Origin of the sequence: Ekhidna sp. (assembly GCF_963691765.1) — a bacterium.
Classification (GTDB): Bacteria; Bacteroidota; Bacteroidia; order Cytophagales; family Cyclobacteriaceae; genus Ekhidna.
On sequence record NZ_OY829375.1, the window covers coordinates 180,559 to 203,158 of the forward strand.

The 22,600-nt window shown below is 39.8% G+C and carries 21 protein-coding genes; 10 read left to right on the top strand and 11 right to left on the bottom strand.

What is annotated here, in order from left to right; all coding sequences use genetic code 11:
- The first annotated feature begins 3 nt into the window (after window positions 1-3).
- Window positions 4-429 carry a VanZ family protein gene (locus ACY650_RS00840; RefSeq protein ID WP_462250777.1) on the top strand — a complete coding sequence of 142 codons (426 nt, stop codon included), beginning with the start codon at window positions 4-6 and terminating at the stop codon, window positions 427-429.
- The gene (locus ACY650_RS00845) at window positions 419-724 is read left to right on the top strand and encodes a hypothetical protein (RefSeq protein ID WP_462250779.1); all 306 of its coding nucleotides are present in this window, start codon (window positions 419-421) and stop codon (window positions 722-724) included. Before ACY650_RS00840 ends, ACY650_RS00845 begins: the two co-directional genes overlap by 11 nt.
- A gap of 6 nt (window positions 725-730) precedes the next feature.
- Here the strand turns inward: ACY650_RS00845 and ACY650_RS00850 are convergent, their stop codons facing one another.
- Window positions 731-4,180 carry a T9SS type A sorting domain-containing protein gene (locus tag ACY650_RS00850; RefSeq protein WP_462250781.1) on the bottom strand — a complete coding sequence of 1,150 codons (3,450 nt, stop codon included), beginning with the start codon at window positions 4,178-4,180 and terminating at the stop codon, window positions 731-733.
- A 473-nt stretch (window positions 4,181-4,653) separates the two neighbouring features.
- Between ACY650_RS00850 and ACY650_RS00855 the strand changes: the two genes are divergently transcribed.
- The 7 genes from ACY650_RS00855 (at window position 4,654) to ACY650_RS00885 (ending at window position 11,160) form a co-directional block, all read left to right on the top strand.
- Window positions 4,654-6,009, top strand: a complete 1,356-nt coding sequence (locus ACY650_RS00855) for a cell envelope integrity TolA family protein (RefSeq protein ID WP_462250783.1) — start codon at window positions 4,654-4,656, stop codon at window positions 6,007-6,009.
- Window positions 6,010-6,107: 98 nt separating this feature from the next.
- Window positions 6,108-7,046 (top strand): SPFH domain-containing protein, encoded by a 939-nt coding sequence (locus ACY650_RS00860; protein ID WP_462250785.1) that lies wholly within the window; start codon window positions 6,108-6,110, stop codon window positions 7,044-7,046.
- Between the two features lie 140 nt (window positions 7,047-7,186).
- Window positions 7,187-8,200 carry a GTP pyrophosphokinase gene (locus tag ACY650_RS00865; protein ID WP_462250787.1) on the top strand — a complete coding sequence of 338 codons (1,014 nt, stop codon included), beginning with the start codon at window positions 7,187-7,189 and terminating at the stop codon, window positions 8,198-8,200.
- 120 nt (window positions 8,201-8,320) lie between these two features.
- Complete coding sequence (locus ACY650_RS00870; RefSeq protein WP_462250789.1) at window positions 8,321-8,791, top strand: hypothetical protein; 471 nt, start codon at window positions 8,321-8,323, stop codon at window positions 8,789-8,791.
- Window positions 8,792-9,004: 213 nt separating this feature from the next.
- Window positions 9,005-9,466: a VOC family protein gene (locus ACY650_RS00875; RefSeq protein WP_462250791.1), complete on the top strand. Its 462-nt coding sequence runs from the start codon at window positions 9,005-9,007 to the stop codon at window positions 9,464-9,466.
- A 105-nt stretch (window positions 9,467-9,571) separates the two neighbouring features.
- Entirely contained in the window at window positions 9,572-10,645 is a 1,074-nt protein-coding gene (locus tag ACY650_RS00880; protein WP_462250793.1) for a serine hydrolase domain-containing protein, read from the top strand.
- A 47-nt stretch (window positions 10,646-10,692) separates the two neighbouring features.
- The gene (locus tag ACY650_RS00885; RefSeq protein WP_462250795.1) at window positions 10,693-11,160 is read left to right on the top strand and encodes a Cif family virulence factor; all 468 of its coding nucleotides are present in this window, start codon (window positions 10,693-10,695) and stop codon (window positions 11,158-11,160) included.
- Window positions 11,161-11,168: 8 nt separating this feature from the next.
- Here the strand turns inward: ACY650_RS00885 and ACY650_RS00890 are convergent, their stop codons facing one another.
- Entirely contained in the window at window positions 11,169-12,650 is a 1,482-nt protein-coding gene (locus ACY650_RS00890) for a dihydrolipoyl dehydrogenase family protein (RefSeq protein WP_462250797.1), read from the bottom strand.
- A 408-nt stretch (window positions 12,651-13,058) separates the two neighbouring features.
- Here ACY650_RS00890 and ACY650_RS00895 point away from each other — a divergent pair, with 408 nt between their 5' ends.
- Complete coding sequence (locus ACY650_RS00895) at window positions 13,059-14,477, top strand: M48 family metallopeptidase (protein WP_462250799.1); 1,419 nt, start codon at window positions 13,059-13,061, stop codon at window positions 14,475-14,477.
- Here the strand turns inward: ACY650_RS00895 and ACY650_RS00900 are convergent.
- The 9 genes from ACY650_RS00900 to ACY650_RS00940 are packed head-to-tail and all read right to left on the bottom strand — an operon-like array spanning window position 14,463 to window position 22,511.
- Complete coding sequence (locus tag ACY650_RS00900) at window positions 14,463-15,191, bottom strand: phenylalanine 4-monooxygenase (RefSeq protein WP_462250801.1); 729 nt, start codon at window positions 15,189-15,191, stop codon at window positions 14,463-14,465. The genes ACY650_RS00895 and ACY650_RS00900 overlap by 15 nt on opposite strands.
- Window positions 15,192-15,199: 8 nt before the next feature.
- Window positions 15,200-16,207, bottom strand: coding sequence for a 3-deoxy-7-phosphoheptulonate synthase (gene aroF, locus ACY650_RS00905; RefSeq protein ID WP_462250803.1), 1,008 nt, complete (start codon window positions 16,205-16,207; stop codon window positions 15,200-15,202).
- Window positions 16,208-16,211: 4 nt separating this feature from the next.
- Window positions 16,212-16,979, bottom strand: a complete 768-nt coding sequence (gene trpA, locus ACY650_RS00910; RefSeq protein WP_462250805.1) for a tryptophan synthase subunit alpha — start codon at window positions 16,977-16,979, stop codon at window positions 16,212-16,214.
- 2 nt (window positions 16,980-16,981) lie between these two features.
- On the bottom strand, window positions 16,982-18,166 hold the full coding sequence (gene trpB / locus ACY650_RS00915; RefSeq protein ID WP_462250807.1) for a tryptophan synthase subunit beta: 1,185 nt from the start codon (window positions 18,164-18,166) through the stop codon (window positions 16,982-16,984).
- Window positions 18,163-18,783 (bottom strand): phosphoribosylanthranilate isomerase, encoded by a 621-nt coding sequence (locus ACY650_RS00920; RefSeq protein ID WP_462250809.1) that lies wholly within the window; start codon window positions 18,781-18,783, stop codon window positions 18,163-18,165. The genes trpB and ACY650_RS00920 overlap by 4 nt, the downstream gene beginning before the upstream one ends.
- Window positions 18,780-19,565 carry an indole-3-glycerol phosphate synthase TrpC gene (gene trpC / locus ACY650_RS00925; RefSeq protein ID WP_462250811.1) on the bottom strand — a complete coding sequence of 262 codons (786 nt, stop codon included), beginning with the start codon at window positions 19,563-19,565 and terminating at the stop codon, window positions 18,780-18,782. The genes ACY650_RS00920 and trpC overlap by 4 nt, the downstream gene beginning before the upstream one ends.
- Window positions 19,565-20,557 carry an anthranilate phosphoribosyltransferase gene (gene trpD / locus ACY650_RS00930; RefSeq protein WP_462250813.1) on the bottom strand — a complete coding sequence of 331 codons (993 nt, stop codon included), beginning with the start codon at window positions 20,555-20,557 and terminating at the stop codon, window positions 19,565-19,567. Before trpD ends, trpC begins: the two co-directional genes overlap by 1 nt.
- Window positions 20,554-21,126, bottom strand: a complete 573-nt coding sequence (locus tag ACY650_RS00935; RefSeq protein WP_462250814.1) for an anthranilate synthase component II — start codon at window positions 21,124-21,126, stop codon at window positions 20,554-20,556. The genes trpD and ACY650_RS00935 overlap by 4 nt, the downstream gene beginning before the upstream one ends.
- A complete protein-coding gene (locus tag ACY650_RS00940; protein WP_462250816.1) occupies window positions 21,123-22,511 on the bottom strand; it encodes an anthranilate synthase component I family protein in 1,389 nt (462 codons plus the stop codon). The genes ACY650_RS00935 and ACY650_RS00940 overlap by 4 nt, the downstream gene beginning before the upstream one ends.
- Window positions 22,512-22,600: the final 89 nt, after the last annotated feature.

Sequence of the window (22,600 nt, forward strand, 5' to 3'; positions counted from 1 at the left end):
CAGATGAAATCATTGAGAAAAATACGAAAGTACCTTCCTTCCATCCTATTCTTTTCATTCATCGTTTGGATGATCATTCAGGCGGATTTAGATAAAAGCAATCCACTCATGAAGCTAGGAAGAACGGTGCCTTTTGGAGATAAAATCGGTCATTTTATCCTTTTCGGAACCATGGCTTTGTTGTTGAACGTAGCAATTAAATTTAAGAGAATTCATGTCTGGCGACATGAATTCTACTTAGGTTCAATAATCGTTTTATGTTTTGCAACCATAGAAGAATTTTCGCAACTGGCATTTCAAAGCCGCACATTTGATATCGTAGATATGATTTTCGACTTGATTGGTATTATTACACTTTCTTCAGTTGCATTTCGTACCATTATTATTCGGATGATGGATGGATTAAAACCTGAACATTATGAAAAGTGAATCAAAGCAAAATCAATCAGATACCTCCTTCTGGAATTCGGTCAAATGGACCTTTGGTGCATTCGTTTTTGCACTTGGAATAATGAATATCCTTCGTGGAAATGACCCTGCTCTGGGAGTTGCTATGCTCTTTGCATCAGCACTGTACTTCCCTCCTTCATATGATCGAATCAAAGGAGTCACCGGCATTTCATTGCACTATTTCCTTCGTATAGTTTTAGCACTACTAATTATCTGGATAAACATGGCTGTAGGTGCTATTAGCGAAGGTTACTATCCAGAAATCACCGGATAATCAACGCTAATTCTTAATGAGTTTTCCTTCAAAAACACTTCCATCTATCATCTCCAAGCGTAGGACATATTGACCCGATGGGAGATCTGAAACTGGTATTTGATGAAAATCAATGGCGGTCAAAGATTTTAGTCTTTTTGCATTCAAATCATAGAAGTCCAGCCGCTTTAAGTGGCTGGCATCTATACCTTCAATGTTCAGCAAATCAGCTACAGGATTCGGGTATATAAGAACCCGAATATCTGATAAATCAGGGGCAACTTGAATAATAGGTGAATACTCATAGCTTTCATCAAAGTCTACCATTTTTAGTCGATAGTAGTGAATACCGGGAAAAATGTTTCTGTCCTCAAATTGATAGTTGCGCAGTTCACTGCTATTTCCATGAGCGCTCAGGCTACCTATAGATCTAAAACTGACACCATCTTGACTATGCTCAACCTGAAAATAATCCGAATTGATCTCAGTCAATGTTGACCAACTGAGCTCTATGCTACTACCTACTTTTCTAACTGAAAAATCAATCAAATCTACTGGTAAAGGATTTGCATCAACATCTATTGAGTAAACCGAAAATTCACTAAAATTTGAGGTCTGGCCAGTAATTATAAACGGATCTGATCCTACAGAGGATACCAAACTCAATATCTCCCAATCCGATCCATCAAAACGTGCCATTCCTAGAGATGAAGCATCCGAGGCGTTATCTCCAGAGTTTATTTGTAAAGCCACGTCAGTCATTCCTGGAGGTCCTCCAGAGGCAACATCGATGTCCCAATACCTAAAGTTGAGCACACTCTCAACATTTCCGGATGGTGCAGCACTTGCATCCCCGATCAGATTCGTGATATCCGGATTGGTTGCTCCTGCACCCGATGGCGTAGCTTCTGCCACATGTGCCACCTGAAAAGTCGTTGTGGTAGTGGGAGAAAGCGTCACTGGCCTGAAGGCACCTTCATCACCTACTTGAAAAACAAAGCTTCCAGATCCGGTCACTGAAGATTCGATCCGTCCTTCAAAATGAGTATCCGCAGCGTATGAAGAACCATTAACTGTGGAAGGAAGTACAAACACTGGATCATCAGATTTATCTCCATCTTCTTGATCGATATCAAAAACTCCATTGGTCATTGTAAGTGTATTGTTGATCGTGATGGTATTTCCTACAACACCCAGATTACCTCCATCTATTGTAACGTCATCAATGCTTGTCCCAGATTCTGGAGCTATCGAAATATCCTTATCTATCGTAATAGATTCTGAATAAGTACTAAGTAGCAATGTTAACGTCCCACCAGCAGCTAAAAGATCGTACCCTTCCTGTAGCCTACCTCCAGAAGTTTGCGCCCCAGTTGGAGTAACTGTCAACGCACTAAGATCTCCCTGAAATCCATCGGTAACTAAGTCCGTGTCTGTGCCAGACCCTAGATAAGGTGTGAAATCATTAGCGTTTACGGCCGTATTAATGGTAGCAGCATCGGTGCTGTTAAAATAGTTACCCGAAAGATCTATACCTGAAGTTTCGGCTATAAACCCATTGCCGTTATCATTTAGGTTACTTCCGCTCACCGTTAAGCTGGCTCCTGTAAATTCATGCAATCCAGAAACGTAATAGTCATTGGGTATATCTTCAGCAGAACTTAATGTTGCAGGGTTAGTAATAAAACAGTTGGAAACAGTGGTAGATGAACTTTCTCTCGCAACAACGCTAAATCCAGGATTTCCCAACAATGCATGTGGGTCAAATCCATTCCCCGTAATTGACGATTGCGTAATGCTGGTAGTAGCATCTCCGCCTCTGGTATAAATCCCCCGATTCGAATTATCATGAATATTACAGTTGGTAATAGTGGCATCTATACCGGCACCATCGCTTGCAGTAGGGAAATCGCCAATTACGATACCCGAATTATTAGAAGCGCCATTTCCTACACCCGAAATATCCAGGTTATCCAAGGTAATGGTAATATCATCTGAACCGGTTCCTCCGGCAGTCACGACATACACTCCAACTTCCGTATCTGGGCTTGTAACATCTGCATCAGTCACAAAGCCCGACATAGTCACATTTTGGATAGTCAGTTGGGATGGGCTAAAACCTCCTATTCCATCAAAATTCACAGGAATGATACCTGCAGAGCATCCTGTATAACTACCGCCATCGATTACAGCCTCAGCACTTGAAGTCAATGCGTAGGTAGCAATTCCAGTTCCTGCATTTGCCAAATTGTTAGAAGTAAGGTTGGCATCTGCGCTACCTGAAATCGTTGACAGAATAATACCTACACTACCTGAAGCCGCATTTAGAGGATCTTCAACTGCAAGCATTGATACCAAATTATTCGTCACATCAACGGTACCAGATGAAGAACCAGCTACTTGTATTCCTGTTGTATTTGCGTATACAATATTGTTGGTGATTGTCACCCCACCAGCAACAGTAGCAACAATTCCTGTTGTTGCATTAGAAGTAGAAGCATCCGTTCCAATCTGAATGCCGTCTACGGTCACATCATTGGCTGATATCGTTAGTATGGTAGAGGTAGCTCCAGCATCAATCAACGATTCAGCGCCTCGAGATCCACTGCCTGCCACACCTTGATTGGCACCATTCAATGTAAGGGCTTTGGTTATAGTAGCATTCTCAGAATAGCTTCCGGAAACAAGCGTTACTGTACCTCCAGTTAAGGCGATATCAATACCAGATTGTACCAGTTGAGCCGGATCACCTGCTGACCCATCACCAGTGTCATCCGGAGCAGATGCATCAACAAATACTGCTGATCTCCCATTTTCAGACCCCATAGTTGAAATTACTTGCCTGAGATCATTCACGTCATTGCCTGTATCCGTCCCATTAGAAATTCTGCCTACCGATTCATCATCTACACTTCCGGCATTACCACTTGGTCCTTCATCGCCAGCACCATCGCCTTGTGGATCCGCACCTATCTCTATTTCGTCAATTAAGGTTGCTGTATTGTCCCTAAGTATAATGTGGACACTATTCGTCATGTTTTCACTTGAAAGTGGATTACCAAGTACTAAATAGTCTCCTGCTTGGGTGTTTGTAAATGAACCTGTTCCGAAGTAAGTAGAAATTTGAAATGCACCTGTACCGGTAATATCTCTACCTGTTAGGTCACCACTAAAGAATCCACTGTCTGTAATTTCAATGGTCCAGTTTGTAAGATCTACTCCATTAGCTGTGATGTACAATTCGATCCATTCATCAGTAGAAGAAACGGTACCAGCTCCGGGTGTGCCATTGAAATCATTGGCACTCCAGTCCTGTTGCGGGTCTGTAACTACTTCGTTGATCACTACTTGAGAAAATGTACTCGTTTGAAATGCGAATATTGCTAGCAACACAATTCCTATCCGTAAAACCGATGATTTAGCGGCAGTAAAGACAGAAAATGCATCACTTACGCTGGTGGAAATAAGTGAAGTCATAACCTGGTGAGTTTATATGTCAGTTAAAATACTGAAAATCAAGCAGAAGTCTAAGCTTTCTAGATGAAGAAATAGTCAAATTTAGATTTTCACTATTTATATAGTCCAGTGTTTTTCTTTAAATCATCCTATGGATTTTGCCACATTCTTAGCAATTCAAAAAGGTAACCCCTTCAAAATAGTATAATCGCAAACACAACTACACAAAGTTTCATAATATGCTGACAATGAGCATATTCATATCAATATAATACAAATAATATTTTAAATATTTCGAATATAAATACATATATAGTATATATAACTGATTATATATCATATGCAATATCATAATCTGTATATATCATATAAACAAAATATATTTCTGTTTTAATGTAACCAAGACTGAATATTCCCCGTTAGATATATTGTGTATTTGTAAAAGCAACTACACAGATAGTTAAATATATGTTTCACCTTAAAATTTGAAAACCATGATCTTACTTGGAATAATTATCATTCTTTTCGGTCTGTTTATGTTTTACCTACGTCCACAATTGAGCGATCAAGATCAATTTGAAGACGGTGTTTTAATTCGAAGGAAGGCTCCCCCATTCTTCTTGATGTTTAGCAAGAAGATATCACTTGTGATTGCCGGAGCTGGTGTGTTATTAGCGATGATGCCCTATTTGTTCTTCTGGGCTGAGCCGGGCTACCAATACTTCTTGGTATATCCTACAGGACACAGTGATGTAGTGATGAGTCAAGGCATCAAGTTCCGTGGATTTGCGAAAGTAGTGCCGTGGCAAAAGTACATCGACGTGAAAGTTGTCGATCAAGGTGATGAGGTGAAGGACATTGAAGGTATCATGAAGCCCATTCCTATCCGATTCATTGATCAGGTAACGGCTGAAGTGAAAATCTCTGGAAGGTTTCAATTACCTAAAGATGAAGAAGACTTCATTACACTAGCGATCAAATACCGTACAATGGACAACCTGGTACAAAACACGTTGATTCCAACGATACGCGAACAAACCAACAATACTGGATACATGTACGCTGCACAGGATTACATCTCTGGTGAAGCGCAAAGTTTCCGACAAACATTGGATGAGCAGTTGAAAGACGGAGCGTATGCAGTAATCAAGATTGAGCACAGAGATACTGTATTCAATGAAGTACAGCGGGAAGATGCCGATCGAGGGATTAAAGAGATACGCACAAGCTATACAGTAGAGAAAGTGTTATTGAATGGATTACCTAAGCGTATCCCGCACGAGTTGACAGAAAATAACATCATCGTATCACAAGTAATTGTAGATGATGTAGTACTCGAGCCGATCTTTAAGCAGCGACTGGAAGCACAGCGTGACGAGTCTGCGAAGCGCCAGATCGAGCAACAGAAGGTAGAGACTGCAAAAGCAGCACAAGCCCGAATCATTGCTGAAGGTGAGAGAGACAAAGCCGGAGAGCGAGTGACGCAGGAGAAAGAGCAAGTGAAGCAGTTGATTGCCATTGAAACTAAGCTGAAGCAAGAGCGCACCAACAAAGAGTTGGCGGCCATCGCACTAGAGACCGAGCGATTGAAAGCACAACAAAAGAAGGTGTCTGCAGACGCAAAAGCTTACGAGAATGCGAAGTTGGTTACAGCTGGACTTACACCACAAGAAAGAGCCGAGTGGCAGTATAAAACTTCCGTCGGTGTAGCAGCAGAACTGTCGAAGCTGACCTTCCCTTCTACCATGATCATTGGTGGCGAGGATAGCGGAGGCACTCCACTAGAGTCTTTGATCGGAGCAGCCATGGCGAAGCAGTTGACCACTGACAATACGAAGTTTGGCAACTAACAGGAAAGAGGCGTAAGCCTCTTTTTGTACTGGGCAACCTACCTACAGAATGAAGCGCGAGCAGCGTGGATTATTTAATCACATTAAACATTACAACAATGAAAGACCAACAAATATTCAATTTTGCCCTTGTACTAGCCGCTATGATCACTTTTGGAGGAATTATATATTTCGCCATCAAAATCGTGAAGCAACAGACCGCTATCGTAGTGGAGCGTTTTGGAAAATTCAACTCCATTCGCTTTGCCGGGTTTAATGTCATCATCCCTGGGATTGATCAGGTCGTTGGCAAGCTCAGCTTAAAAATCCGACAGTTAGATGTGGAAGTAGAGACAAAAACCAAGGATGACGTCTTTGTCCGCGTAAATATTTCAGTACAGTACCAGATCATCAAAGATTCTGTGTACGAAGCCTTTTACAAGCTGACAAATTCCAGGAATCAGATTACCTCTTACGTATTTGATACCGTTCGTGCGCAAGTGCCTACCATGAAGCTCGATGATGTATTTGTAAAGAAGGACGAGATCGCAATTGCCATCAAGCAAGAGCTGGAATTAGCGATGCAGACGTACGGCTATCAGATCATTAAGGCCCTGGTTACCGATATCGATCCAGATCAGGAAGTGAAGCGGTCCATGAATCAGATCAATGCTGCTGAGCGCATGAAAGTGGCGGCAGAGTTTGAAGCAGAGGCAGAACGAATCAAGATTGTAGCTAAGGCAAAAGCGGATGCGGAAAGTAAGAAGCTGCAAGGTCAGGGTACAGCTGACCAGCGTAGAGAGATCGCGAAAGGGCTGGAACAATCCGTGGAGATGCTCAACAAAGTGGGCATTGGTTCGCAGGAAGCGTCTTCTTTGATTGTGATCACGCAGCACTACGACACCCTGCAGTCGATGGGGGAAAATGCTAACAGCAATGTGGTGCTTCTACCCAATTCGCCAAGTACTGCCAGTGACATGATGACGAACCTGATCGCATCATTGACAACTGCTGAGCAAATCACTAAGGTGAAAGACACCAAACCTTCTGCTAAGTAGAAGGCAGAATGGGTGTATGATGAAAGAGGCGAAAGCCTCTTTTTGTATTTTATTGCAGTAGACGCTTTTTGGGTATATTTATCTATAATAAAAATATAGACAATTACCCGCTATGCTTTAACTGGCTTAACTGAACTTCTATGAACAAGACAGAAATTGCTGAACAGCTGACAAATAAAAAAGATCTATATAATAGGTTAGGCCAAAACATTGTTGAGGCCCTTAAAACTTTTATGAGTGCTGAACTTATACCGTATTTGAACATCTACTTTAGAATCAAAAAGTTCGATTCATTTTACGAAAAAATTGAAAGAAAGAAATACACTGACCCATTTGAACAAATTGAAGATATATGCGGTATAAGGGTTATTTGCTACTATAATTCTGATGTGGTGCGAGTAAATGAAATAATTAAAAGAGAATTTGACGTGCTTGAAGTTCAAGATAAATCTGACTTACTGGGATTGAAGGAATTTGCATATAGATCGCAACATTTTATTTTTAGAACAAATAAAAAATGGAATTCTGCACCGAAATACAGAGATCTAGGGGACTTGAAAGCAGAAATTCAAATTCTGACTGTATTAATGCATGCATGGGCAGAAATTGAGCATAAGTTGAATTACAAAAGTGATGCCCAAGTACCAGAACTATTTCAACGAAAATTATTCCGACTTAGCGCAAAATTCGAAGAAGCCGATGAACAATTTGAGGAATTGAAAGAAGGTATTGAAAACTACAAAAAGCAACTAAACGAAAAAATTACAAGTACAAACAAATTCGATTTATCTCAAGATTTTAATCTTGAAACTTTAAAAGCATTTATAAAATATAAGTTTCCAGATGATAAGTGGTCAGAAAAGAATTATTCCAGGACTTTCGAAGAATTTTCTAAATATGAAAATGCTTTTGAATTGTTAAACAGAGGAGTAGATGCTTTCGCTGAAAGTATGGGAGATATTCTTCGTGAACTTAAAAAGGCAGGTTATGATAATTTGAATTTTCCTGATACTATGACCTTATTATGGATTGCTATTGATATTATAGATGACGAGGTGTTTCAATTTAGATTAGATAGTGGGGGTGCTGCTGATGAAGGTTGGATCAAGACAGTCAAAAAAAGAAAAGCAGAAATGAAAAAAACCAAAAATTGATATCTAAATGAATCCTAATATTCCTCTGCTAGCGCAAGTTTGTAACTTGTGCTATCAAAAAAAGGATGCATAAACTACTTTTATTTTGAATTAGCTATGAAGTTGCATCAAATTCGGCACATGAAGTTTATATCAGGTCAATCAAAAAAGGATTTCTTATCAGACCTCAAAAGAGTTACACATAGTGGTAGTCCAAGTCTTGCATCATTACCCTCACTATTACCATCAAGGTTCGAAAATCGATTTCCATTTTATGGTATCATCTCTAAAGATAGCTTTCACTTATCTATCAAAGACGGTGTGTCCAACCCAGGAAAAGCAATGAATGGTTCAATAGTAGAGACAGATTCAGGGATAGTAATAAATGTACAATTTCAATTTTTATTTATTCCAATCCTTTTCATTGCAATTGTTGTAGTCGGATTTTTTGTTGGGGGTACATTTTTATTTATTCAAACAATGAGGCCTGAACCACTAATTTGTCACATTGTCGCTACAGCAGTTCTACTTTACCTTCAACAAGCGCTTAAGAAAGAAAAACGTACGCTAATCACTAGATTCCTTGCAAATACAAGCGCTAATAAATGCTAACTGCAATCCTGAATCGGAAGTATATACTACCACCCATCTTCGAAATCCACCAATTCACCAACTTACTACCTCACTAAACCCCCTCTTCATGAAAAAGCATTCAGTGAAGCTCGACTAATGTAGTCAGCAGCTATTTATTAGCAATTCGAACTATTCTCAAGTTATTTTCCTTCTTATATTAAATAGTTGTTATAACAATTAAATTTTAATGCTATGATTAAAGGACTTTACGAAACCCACCTATTTGTTGAAAAGCTTGAGCGTTCGATAGACTTTTATTCGAAAGTAATGGGGTTAAAACTATGTCGCTTTAGTGAGGAAAGAAGAGCGGCCTTTTTCTGGATTGGCAAGGACAAGCAATTCATGCTTGGACTCTGGGAGAAGCCCAAAGAAGAAATTGACACACGGCACTTTGCTTTTGAGTGCGATCCAGAATGGGTGCTACATGAGTCGGTTCCATTCTTAAAATCACATGGTATCCATAGCTGGAATTTCCTCCAAGACCAAAAAGAAATACCAATGGTATTTTGCTGGATGCCTGCCATTTCGATTTACTTCAACGATCCGGATGGGCACGACCTGGAGTTTATTGGAGTCCTTCCTGGTGAGCCGAAATCAGATGATGAAAATCGTGTGGTTTCTTATGAAGAGTGGTTAGAGATTAAGGATGAATAGCATCTATACAGCGCATTCATCCTCCTGTTAAAAATATGTTAATGATTCATGGATTTATAAAGCTTGGATAAATAGGAGATAAATTGATTTAAATCCCAGATACCTATGAAGTTTCCATTTCAATATGTGATCCTGGCCATATTCATTGTAAGCTGTACTAGTAGTCAAACAAACGAAGAATACAGCAATCCCACAGATGATTATTCAATGAGAATCGACAGCCTGATTGAAACAACAAATCCCAGGAGCTTCAATGGAGTCATCCTGATTACCCAAGATGGAGCAATCAAATATTCGAAAGCATATGGCTACTCCGACTATGAAAAGAAGACTCCAATATCTCTGAATGACAATTTCAGAATCCAATCTAACAGCAAGCAGATCACATCAGTTTTAGCATTAAAAGAAATAGAGAAAGGGAACCTCATGCTTGATGCTACCATCAAGACCTATCTGGTAGACTTCGAACAACCCTGGGCAGACTCAGTAACGGTGCACCACTTACTTAACATGTCATCAGGAATCCAGGGAGTAGACAAGCCTTTAGCATTTCCTCCTGGAACAGCTTATAAATACAGTAATTCAGCATATGGGATTCTAGGGGCTATTCTCGAACAGGTATCGGGTAAGTCATACATTGAATTGGCGAACAACCTGTTTCTGGAGCTTGGAATGAAGAACACCTATTGCTATGAACTGGGCAAAGAAAACCCGAGCCTGATCAATGGGTATCGTGTAGCTAATGAAAAACTTAATCTTGTGGTTTTTGATAGGCTTCCTATAACTAAAGAAAGCTGGAAACCTTTCATTCCTGCTGGCGGAATCATATCCAATGTGTATGATTTAAATCTCTGGGACACCCAGCTTCATACAGGCAAGATTCTAAAACCGGAATCCTATCAGCGAATGATCAATTATTCCATCACAGGCCAACATGATGCTTTTGGAGATGAGGAGATTGGTTACGGCTATGGCCTCAGAATTCATGATAAAGGTCCAACTAAACACATGGGGCATGCAGGAAGAGGAATTGGGTTTGCAGGTACTAAATTCTACATTCCAGAAAAAGGTGTGGATGTGATCGTATTGGAAAATGTGTACAATGAAGACACTGAAATCATCTATCACTTTGAAAAGGAGATTAGAAACATCGTTTTGAGTAGCAGTCTGGTAAAGTAATACCTTTAAGAATTCATTACTTTTATTGGAAATCAGATTTACAAATCATGAAATATATTCTCCTTATAATAATTGTAATTTCATCTAGCTGTAATCATTCCAAAAGACCAGAGGAAACATCAAACTCAACAAACGAAAAGGAAATGCTACTTGAAATTGACGCCTTTCATAATTCCTATCAATTAGCAATAAAAGAAGGGAGATTAACTGATCTTGATAACCACTATCATAAAGATTCTAAAGTTATACCTCCTGGAAGTGAGGAATGGAATCAATTAAGCAAACTTGAGGAAGAAAGAGGTGTCATTGTTGCCTATGACAGCTTATTCATAAAAATTGAAGAGACACAACTCCTCAATGATAGCATGGCATACGATTGGGGCATTAGCCATATTTATTACACAGATAGAAATGGGGAATCTCAATTTATTGACGATTCTTTTTTCGTGATCTTGAAAAAAAGAAATGGACAGTGGAAAATTTTCAGAGAACTCTCTTCAGCATATGTTGAGTAAACCAATACTTACCCACCAAAATCCTGATACTCCTTTCCATCCCAGACCTGGCAACGGATAGCTCCTCTAAGCACTCCGGGTTTGAATAGTGGCTTACCCATCAAAATTCTACCACACTCTTGTATTCCCTCGATTATCGATGGATGCGGATGAATCAATTCAGCCAATTCTTTGATGCTCTTGTCTTGTGAAATAAGTAAGGCTACTGCCTGTATCGCGCTGGAAGCATGTTCTCCTACCACTCGCATACCCAGGATGTTCATCTCATCGTCGTTGGTCACAAGTACTTTGATGAATCCTTCTGTATTTCTCATTGCAATCGCGCGAGAAATGGTCTCATAATTTAAGCTTACCAACTTATATTCCAGCCCAGCTTGCTGCGCTTGGATTTCGTTCATCCCCACGCCTGCTACCTCAGGATCCAAAAACATGATTGTAGATATGTTTTTATAGATCAAAGGTTGTTCTGGCTTACCGAAGATACGTTCTATCGCATATCTTCCTTCAAGCTCACCCACATTTACCAGTGAAATATCTGCAGTGATATCTCCCACCGCATAGATATTAGAAACAGAAGTTTGCGTGAGGTCATCTTTGATCCCACGGTTGTCTACCTCCACTCCCAATCCTTCATCAAGTAGATTTTCATATTGAGGCACTCTTCCTATGGAAATCAATCCTTTCTCCACACGGAAACTTTCTTTCTTACCGTCATTATACTCAAGGATATAGACTACTTCTCCTTCGTCCTCTTTCATTTCAATAAGCTTGGAGTTGCGATGGATAAGTACTCCCTTCTCCTCCAGGTTTTTTTCAATCACCTTTACAACATCTTCATCTTCAAAAGGTAAAATACGATCTCCCTTATCTATCAGATGTACTTTGGTATGGCCGAAGTTTGAAAAGATGGTTGCAAACTCACATCCAATTACCCCGGCTCCTACAATTACGATGGACTTAGGAAATGTAGTAAGGTTGCTTAGCCCGTCTGAGGTAAATACAATTTCTTCGTCAATAGGCAAGTGTGGCAGTTTTCGAGGTACGCTACCGGTAGCCAGTACGATGAAGTCAGCCTCCAACGTCTGATCATGACCATTGCCAGTAATCTCTACCGTGTTTGTTCCTATTACACTTGCTGTACCGTGGATGTATTCAAAAAGGTCTTCGCCAATCCCCAGATTGATATTTTCCATATGGTGGGTAAGCAAGTTGACACGTTGATCTACTGCTTCTGCTACCTCACCCTTTACTTTCTCAAAACTGAATTCTGTGTTACCTAAATTGAGTGTGCTCCCATGCAGGTTCATCATTCGTGCCTCACGAGAGATCTCCCACCAAGTCTTACTCCATAGAGCTCCTTGATGTATTCCTGCTCCCCCCAACTTATCCTTCTCCACCAGTGCAACACGTTTACCGAAATCGATGGCTCTCATTGCTGCAGCATATCCTGCAGGGCCGCCACCTATGACACAGACGTCAAATTTCTTCATTTGGCTAGGCGATTGTTTTCCTTAAAGATAAGAAAATGAAGGATTTAATGTATTAGGCTGAATATTGGAGGCTGCAAAAACAAAAAGGGTAAAGAATCTTGACGATTTTTTACCCTTTCAATACTGCAACTGCCGAAGCAACTGCAATACTTCAAACTACTGTTCGGACCCTTTCTGAGTGCGCCTCCGAGAGTTGCCCCTGCGGTCGCTTCTCATCTCAATCTTTCAAACTTCGTTGACCCAAGCCAAACTTAAAATCAACTTCCCTTTTTCAGACTGGAAACTTTCGTTTCAGTTTCCTATCCCTTGTTTGATGATACTAATGTAGAACATAACTTTACATCTCCAAAAAATGTAACTACCTAGTTTTCAACAAGTTTTCCAACAGTTTTCCACGTATTTATCCACATGTTTGCCATACGCACCACGTTAGCCACTTTTATCCTACTCATTCTAGGAGCGACCTACGCGCAAGAGTCTACGATGGTTTTGCATGATGAGAATTCTACAGAATTAATTTCAGAATTACGAAAACAGAAACGAGATGAAATAAAACTTCAAAACTATCCGACTGATAGTGATCATGGTTCAACATATAGACAAATCACAAACTATTTGGTTGACCGTGTGCTAAATGAACACTTAATCAATGACCCGGAACTCAATGAGCTGCTACATACGATTAACAAAAAATTAGTAGAAGGTAATCCAAGCGTCAGAAAAGTTAAAAAAATACTTGTAGACAGAAGTGGCTTTCAAAATGCTGCTTCATATGGAGAAGGAACAATTACCATTAATCTTGGATTAATAGCCACCGCTAAAAGCGAAGAAGAAATTGCTTTTATAATGGCCCATGAAATTGCTCATTATCATCTAAATCATCTCAGAAATCGGATTGATAATTTTATAAACAGGCAATCTTCGCAGCAAACAATAAGAAGGTTAAGAAAAATACCTTCAGGGAGCATGTCTCTCGAAGACCTTGAGTTTGTTCAAGGATGGTTTAGAGGATTATATCAAAATAGTCGGGAGAAAGAGCTTGAAGCAGATGCTCTTGCAATGGAAATGATGAAAAATAGTGGTTTCAGCAATGAAGGTAGCCTTAAAATGATGCAGAACCTTTCTTCTGCTTACCAACCTCCCTATCCACTAAATAAGGAGCTATTCAGAGAGTTTGCATTTGAACAAATGCCTTTCAAGCGTAGGTGGTTAGATTCCAAAAGAATTAGCGCCGGTGGTGATCTTATTGGGCTTATAATGAAAGGAGACTCAATAGCTACACATCCAGACGCAGAATTAAGGCTTGAGAAATTGGAAGCGTTTGAAAATCCAATAAACACATCAATGACTCCTCTATCTGATTCACTAAAAGATAGACTAAATCTCGAGATGATTTATTCCTTTTATTATTATGACTTTTATGACTTTGGTATTCACCATGCATTGCAACTCAAAAAGCATAGCGACTCAACTTCAACACTTGATTTTCATATTAGTAGAATGCTCTATGAAATTGCCTTAGCAAAAAATGATCGAAGGCTTCCGATATACGTCATGAGAGATCTGGAACCATATCCAAAAGAAACAAAAGTTCTAAATTATTTTTTCTATAACCTTACTGTAGCAGAAGCCTCCGAAATTAGCTACTTATATACCAAAAGAAACTTTGATGAAAGCAATCCAAATCATTATCGAGTGCTTTACCGAATTCATGAATTCACTAATCGACTGGAAAAAAATAAGGAGCTTAAAAAGGATTTTAAGCTCCGATTTCCAAAAGAAAATATCTATAAGTATCCAGTAAAGAAAAAACTAAGCAGATACTAAATCCACCTTCTCTTTCAATAGTTTTTCGATTTCTGGAATTGAATCATAGAGTTGCTCGTACGATTCAGTTATAAAGTATTCGGTCTGGAACATATCTTTACGATATGGAGTCTCTAACATATGCTCGATACTAAAGGCATGCTTAGGTGGTTCGTCACTCAACGAAAACTTAGTTTCTCCGGCAGATGACAATATCCCTGCCCCATATATCCTTAAACCCTCTTTTTCCTGGATCAAGCCAAACTCTACTGTAAACCAGTATACCCGAGACAACAATTCAATCGCATGATCATTACCGACATATCTCAATCCAATCTTACTCAACGCCTCCAGGAAATCAACAAACGGTTGATTAGTTAAAAGTGGTACGTGAGCAAATACATCATGAAACATATCTGGCTCTTCCAGATAGTCCAGCTCTTTCATTTTCCTCAACCAGGTGGTAGCTGGAAAACGCTTATTGGCCATCAACTCAAAAAAGGTGTAATCTGGTACGATTCCAGGCACTACAGCAAGTTGCCAACCTGTAGTCTCTTTTAAAATCTCATTGGTTTCCATGAAATCAGGAATTAACCCTGTTTCAAAGTCAGCAATCTTTAATCCTTCACGATATGCATGGCTGGCGTGAGTAGGAAATTGCTTCATCTGACGATCGAAGAGGATCTTCCATACTTCAAAATCCTCATCATTATAATTTTCATAAATCTGTCTCATGCTACCTCTTAATTATCAGCCATGGTGTTCAAAGTTCTTAATTTTTCTACAAGACTCGAGGCCTCATTGTAATCCAATGTCTGCTGACCGTCAGAAAATGCTTCTTCAGGGCGACAATGTGTTTCAAAAATCACCCCATCAGCTCCTGCTATGGTTGAAGCCATAGCAATCGGACCAACATGATCCCGAATGCCAATACCATGCGATGGATCTGCAATTACTGGTAAATGTGACTTCTCCTTTAAGATTGGAATTGCGTTGATATCAAATGTGTTTCTGGATGCTTTCTCGTACGTACGAATTCCTCTTTCACACAAAAGCAATCGTTCATTCCCTCCAGAAAACACATACTCTGCGCTGTAAAGCAACTCATCTATGGTGCCAGAAATACCTCTTTTTATCATTACAGGCTTATCTACCCTTCCCAGCTCATCCAATAGATTGTAATTCTGTGTGTTTCTAGCTCCCACTTGGAAAATGTCTACATAATCATGCATTGCCTCAATTTGCGAGACTTGCATCACCTCAGAAACGATCTTTATTCCGTTTTCTTTGGCAAGCTTATACCACAGCTTCAAACCTTCAATGCCCAGCCCTCTGAAAGAATAAGGTGAGCTTCTTGGTTTGTACACACCTCCTCGCATGATTTTAATGTTATTGGCTTTAAGGAAGTTAATCGTGTCTATGATGTTTTCTTCTCCTTCAATGCTGCATGGACCTGCCATTAAAGCAAAATCTCCTCCTCCTATTTTAATGTCATCACCAAGGTCTATTACCGTAGGATTGACCTTCCATTTAGCTGACACGAGTTTGTAATCATCAGATACTACATGTATATCCTTGATCCCTTCCAGATGACCAATTTTTCGAATATCGAATTGCTTCTTACCCGTACCAATTAAATAATTACCGTACTGAGTTTCGACACGTGTAGTCTTGTACTTTAAAAGCTGCAATTCCTTTTCCACGGAACTGGCAAGCTCTCCATTTACTCCTTTTTCTAATTGAATGATCATTTTCCTAGCCTTTTATATTCTTTACAAAATTTCTTATTGACGCATCGCTTGCATCCGATTTCAACTGCTTGATGAATGCGCTACCAATGATTGCACCATTAGCGTATTTACATGCATTGTTAAAAGTTTCTTTATCTGATATTCCAAAACCTATCAATCTGGGTGTATCCAAATTCATAGATTGAATCCGCTCGTAATAAGCTACCTGACCATCTTGAATTCCTGATTTAGCACCTGTAATACTTGAGGAAGAAACAACATAGATAAAACCTCCGGATTGCTCATCTATCTCTCTAATTCGTTGTTCGGAAGTATTGGGACTAATAAGAAAAATATTATGAATCCCTTTTTCCTTAAAGGTGGAAGCATACGTATCCAAATACTCTTGCATCGGCAAGTCAGGCACAATGACTCCATCTACTCCTACTCTTTCGCATGACTCACAAAAACGATCGATACCATATTGAAGCACAGGATTTATGTATCCCATCAAAAGAACCGGAATAGAGACTTCTTTCCTTAAATCAGCCAACTGATCAAAGAGCTTTTCGATACTCATTCCATTATCTAGTGCTGCTTGAGAGCTTTCTTGAATAGTAGGTCCATCTGCGACCGGGTCTGAAAATGGCATCCCTATTTCAAGTATATCCGCTCCAGCGTCTTCTAGCGATTTAGCAATACGTAACGTATCGTCCAAATTTGGATACCCTGCAGTGAAGTAGACATTGAGTATGTTACTTTTTTTTGCAAATAGCTGATCTATTCTATTCATTGTTAATATTTTCCCCATTTGATATAAGTCTCTAAGTCTTTGTCCCCTCTCCCAGAGAGGTTTACTATTACAACCTCCTCTGGGTTAAATACACGTTTATTAAATACGGCCAATGCATGCGATGATTCTATTGCAGGGATGATACCCTCCAACTTGCTTAGATCTACACCCGCGAGCATCGCCTCCTCATCTGTAATTCCAAAAAACTCTGCTCTGCCAGCGTCGAACAAGTGTGCATGAATTGGCCCTATACCTGGATAATCCAAGCCAGCTGAAATACTGTAAGGCTCTATCACCTGGCCATCTTCCGTCTGCATCAATATGGTCTTACTGCCATGCAAAACTCCTGACTTTCCTAAAGCTGTAGTTGCTGCGGACTTTCCAGACTGAACTCCAAGTCCCGCTGCTTCGGCCGCAATCAAATTCACTGACTCGTCTTCCAAGAATTGATAGAAAGCTCCTGCCGCATTGCTACCCCCTCCTACACAAGCGATAACATGATCCGGCGTGTTTCTCCCCTCCACTTCCTGTAGCTGCTTTTGCATCTCTACGCTAATTATTGATTGAAATCGAGCAACCATATCCGGATATGGATGAGGACCTACAACAGATCCTATGATATAATGCGTGTCATTCGGGTTATTGATCCAATGCCTCATCGCCTCATTCGTGGCATCCTTAAGTGTTTTACTCCCAGATGTTGCTGGCACTACCTGGGCGCCAAGGATTTTCATGCGCTCCACATTAGGCTTTTGCCTACCCATGTCTATTTCTCCCATGTATACCACACACTCCATGCCCATCAATGCACAAACCGTTGCAGTAGCTACGCCATGCTGACCGGCACCCGTCTCAGCAATGATTTTGTTCTTTCCCAAACGTTTTGCCAACAAGATCTGACCAATGGTATTGTTCACCTTATGCGCGCCGGTATGACAAAGATCCTCTCTCTTTAAATAGATCTTCGTTCGATATTTTTCTGACAGTCGCTGTGCGTAATAAAGAGGCGTAGGTCTTCCCACATAGGTTCTTAGCAAATGATCAAATTCATCTTTGAAATCTTGGGATTCAATTATTGATAAATAATTAGATCTAAGCTCTTCAACATTTGGGTAAAGCATCTCAGGAATGTAAGCACCACCAAACTTTCCATAATAACCTCTCTCATCTACATCATACTTCTTCATAATACCGCATTTAACTGGTGAAGCAAATCCATATCTTTCAGCCCTGGCTCTATTTCAAATCGACTATTCACATCTATACCTACCAATTGTTCTATTCGCATTGATTTGATTTTAGGAATATCGTCCAGCTGTACACCACCGCTAAGAAGAAACGGCACGTTCAAATTGTAATTCTTAAGTATGTTCCAATCAAAGTGACGCCCTGATCCACCGTAGTTTACAGAGACTGTATCGAACAGGAAATAATCTGCGATGCCTTCATAGTTTTTAGCAAAAAATGGAATCGTATCCATCACTCGAAAAACTTTAATAATCTTCAACCCTTTTTCTTTCAAGGAATTGGCAAACGATAGGTCTTCATCACCATGTAGCTGGATATACTCAAGCCCATACTTATTTGATATGGACAGAATATTATCCAATGTCTCATTCACAAATACCCCAACCTTACTGATGCTAATAGGTATGCGCATAATCAGATCTTCATCCATTTCAATGGCATAACGTGGCGATTTAGGATAAAAAATAAACCCCATAAAGTCTGGCTTCATCTCAATCAGCGATTGAATATTGTCGGAATGTTTCATCCCGCAGACTTTTAATTTTAGCTCTCTCATATCAATTGCTTTATAAATTCTTTGGCTGCCTTTTCGGGCCTGCCATTTTTCATAAAAGTTTCTCCTATAAGAAACCCTTCATAGCCATATTGTTTGAGCTGTTTGATAGTATTTGGATCGGAAATTCCACTTTCTGAGACCTTTGTAAATTCTGATGGGATAAGTTCTGCCAAATCAAAGGAAGTCTTCACGTCAGTCTCAAATGTTTTGAGGTTTCGATTATTTACTCCTATGAGATCTACTTTGTCTGTAATTGACCTTTCCAACTCCTCTTGATTATGAACCTCCAAAAGCACTTCCATGCCTAAGCTTTGGGCTAAGCCTCCCAACTTTTCAATTTCTGATTTTTCAAGAGAGGCCGCAATCAATAGAATCACATCAGCCCCAATAGACTTGGCTTCAATTACCTGATATTCATCTATCATAAAATCCTTTCTAAGTATTGGACAGAAATTGAATGCCCTTGCCACTTTCAAATCATCAGAAGAACCTCCAAAATATTCCTTGTCTGTTAGTACAGACAGTCCGGAGGCACCAGCTTGCATATACCCTATCGAAGTACGCTCTACTGACACATGCGTATTGATTTGTCCTTTAGACGGCGATTTACGTTTTATCTCTGCGATAATCCCAGACTTATCATCCCTATGCAAATACTTCTTTAGCGAAACGGGTTTGCTCTGATAGTACATGCTATTCTCAAGCAATTTTACTGGATACAACTCCTTGCTCGCCGCTACCTCTTTGCGTTTGTTTGATACTATTTCTGATAAAATATCCATTAACTGTTTATGCTTAAAAAGTTCTTAAATGATTGAATTGCTTTCCCACTTTCCAGTGCTTCGTTCGCTTGGCTTATACCTTCTGAATATGAGATTTGTTCGACTGTTGCTATTGCAAGTCCTGCATTTGACAAAACCGCATGATTTTGAGCATCTGACCCATTCCCACCTAAGATGAGGTTGAAAATGTCAGCCGCTTCTTTTATCGTATCACCTCCATGCAATTGTTCTTGTTTCAACACATCAAATCCTAAATCCTCTGGTGAGATTAGTTCTTCTGTATGGTTTGAAATGAGTTTAAAATTACCGGTAAGTGATACTTCATCGTACCCATCAAGGGAATGAACGATGGAGAAATTCTTGTCCGTATTTTGATACAGGTATCCATAAAGCCGAGCCAATTCCAAACTAAATACACCTACCAACTGATTTGGTGGGAAAGAAGGGTTAACCATTGGCCCCAGCATATTGAAAAAGGTTTTCACCCCGAGTTCACGTCGAATAGGAGCTACATTCTTCATGGCAGGATGGAATAAGGGTGCATGCATGAAGCAAATACCAGAAGCCTCGATCGACCGTTTCATCTGACCTGCGTCTCCAGAAAATTTCACACCAAGATGCTCTAACACATTGGATGAGCCACTAATTGATGAGACTCCATAATTACCGTGTTTAGCCACATTTACTCCAGCGCCAGCAACGATAAAGGATGATATAGTAGATATGTTAAACGTGTTTTTACCATCGCCACCCGTACCACATACATCAATAGCATTATACCCTTCAAGATCCACAGGATTGCACAGTTCAAGCATCGCATCTCTAAATCCCTCTAGCTCTTGTACCTGGATTGCCCGCATTAAGTACACGGTCAGAAAAGAAGCTATTTGACTGTTGTTGTACAGACCAGTTGCTAAACCTGTAAGTACCTCTTTCGCTTCATTTCTAGAAAGAGATTGATTATTTATGAGCCTATCTAATATCTCCTTCATAATTTCAACCAGTTATTGATTAATGTTTTTCCATGTTCAGTCATGATTGATTCAGGATGAAACTGAACTCCTCTCACGTTGAGCTCCTTGTGCTTTATGGACATGATATTTCCATTTTCCGCAACACTTGTAACTTCCATGCTTTCGGGTAAGCTTCCTTTTTCTATCACCCAGGAGTGGTATCTACAGACATTAAAAGTATTTGGAATGTTATCGAATAAAGGATCTTCTTTCACTACCTCTATTGGAGTAACCATACCGTGGTACACCTGTGGTAAGTTGAAAAGTTTGGCTCCAAAAGATTCCCCGATACCTTGATGTCCAAGACAAACACCAAGTATATTTTTAGTAGCAGCATAGCGAGTGATCACCTCTGGCATCAGACCCGCATCCTTTGGCAATCCTGGACCAGGTGAAAGTAAAATATGATCGAATTGTGCTACCTCTTCTATTTCAAATTGATCATTTCGTACAATCTTCATGGAGTCATCCATATTCAACTCTCTAAGAATGTGAACCAGATTATAGGTGAATGAATCGTAGTTGTCTATTACTAATACTTTGCTCATAGCTTTTCGGCCTCATTAATTGCGTGCTCCAGAGCACTCACTTTGTTATAAACTTCTTGTAATTCGTTTTCTGGCTTGGACTGTGCAACAATGCCTGCGCCGGCCTGAAACTTCAGCACATTGTTTTTGCTGAAGAAACTTCTAATCATTATCGCGTGATTGAAATTCCCTTTAAAGTCCATGAACCCTACCGCTCCTCCATAAAACCCTCGCGGGGTATCTTCATTTTCTTCAATGATTTCCATAGCCCTAATCTTCGGTGCACCAGAAAGTGTTCCAGCGGGAAATGTCTCTGCTACGATATCCATAAAGGATGCATCTTTCTTGATTGTCCCGGTTACCTTCGAAACCAAATGAATCACATGAGAATAGTATTGTACCTCTTTATAAGTTTCGACAGTAACATCATCGCAGCTTCTACTCAGGTCATTTCTAGCTAAATCAACAAGCATTACATGTTCCGAATCTTCCTTAGGATCCTGAAGTAGCTTCTCGGCAAGCTCAGTATCAGCTTTATCATTCCCCGTCCTTCTAAATGTTCCAGCGATTGGATGTATCTCAGCCTTCCTATTATTTAAGACAATTTGAGCTTCCGGCGAAGACCCGAAAATTCTAAAGCTTCCATAGTCAAAGTAAAAAAGGTACGGTGACGGATTCACAGATCTTAGTGTGCGATACACTTGAAAATCATCTCCTTGAAACGGTATTTGGAAATTTCGAGAAAGTACAACTTGAAACACATCGCCTATATGGCAATGATGAATGCCCTTCTTTACCATTTCCAAATATTCATCATCAGATTTATTGGATACTTTACTATCTGTTGTCTTGAATGGATATCCTGGGATATTTCTTTGCTGTATTAGGGATGTTACTTCATCAAAAAGTGAGTCATCTGGACTTTCTATATATGCCTCGATGATATGACACTCGTTCTTGAAATGATCCAGCGCTATGATGAATTGAAAAAGGTGATACTGCGCAATCGGCATAGACTCATCTTGAGTCTTCAGCTTTAGATCTCCAAACTCAGCCTTTGCATCATAATTGAAATAGCCAAATAATCCTGACCGAATGAATCCTTCGGAATCGTCAGATTCAAATGACTGAGTGAACTGCCCTATTTCCTTCTTCAGGTCGACACTATTCGTTTTTTCAACTACTTGGTCAGGCATCTTACACTCAATTCCTTTTTTGTCAGCTTTGATGTAAGCAAGAGGAGAACAGCAGATATATGAAAAACTATTTTCAGCTCCATGATAATCAGAACTCTCCAATAAAAATGAGTTTGCAAATCGATCGCGCAGCTTCAAGTAGATACTCACCGGAGTGATGGTATCTGCCAAAATCTTACGCTCACGTGTCTTAATTCGTATTTTTCCCATAGGTATAAACAAAAAAAACCCTGACGAATCTGTCAGGGTTTATCTATATTTTTAAACACAGCAGTGGTTCGTCAGCAACGGTTATTGCA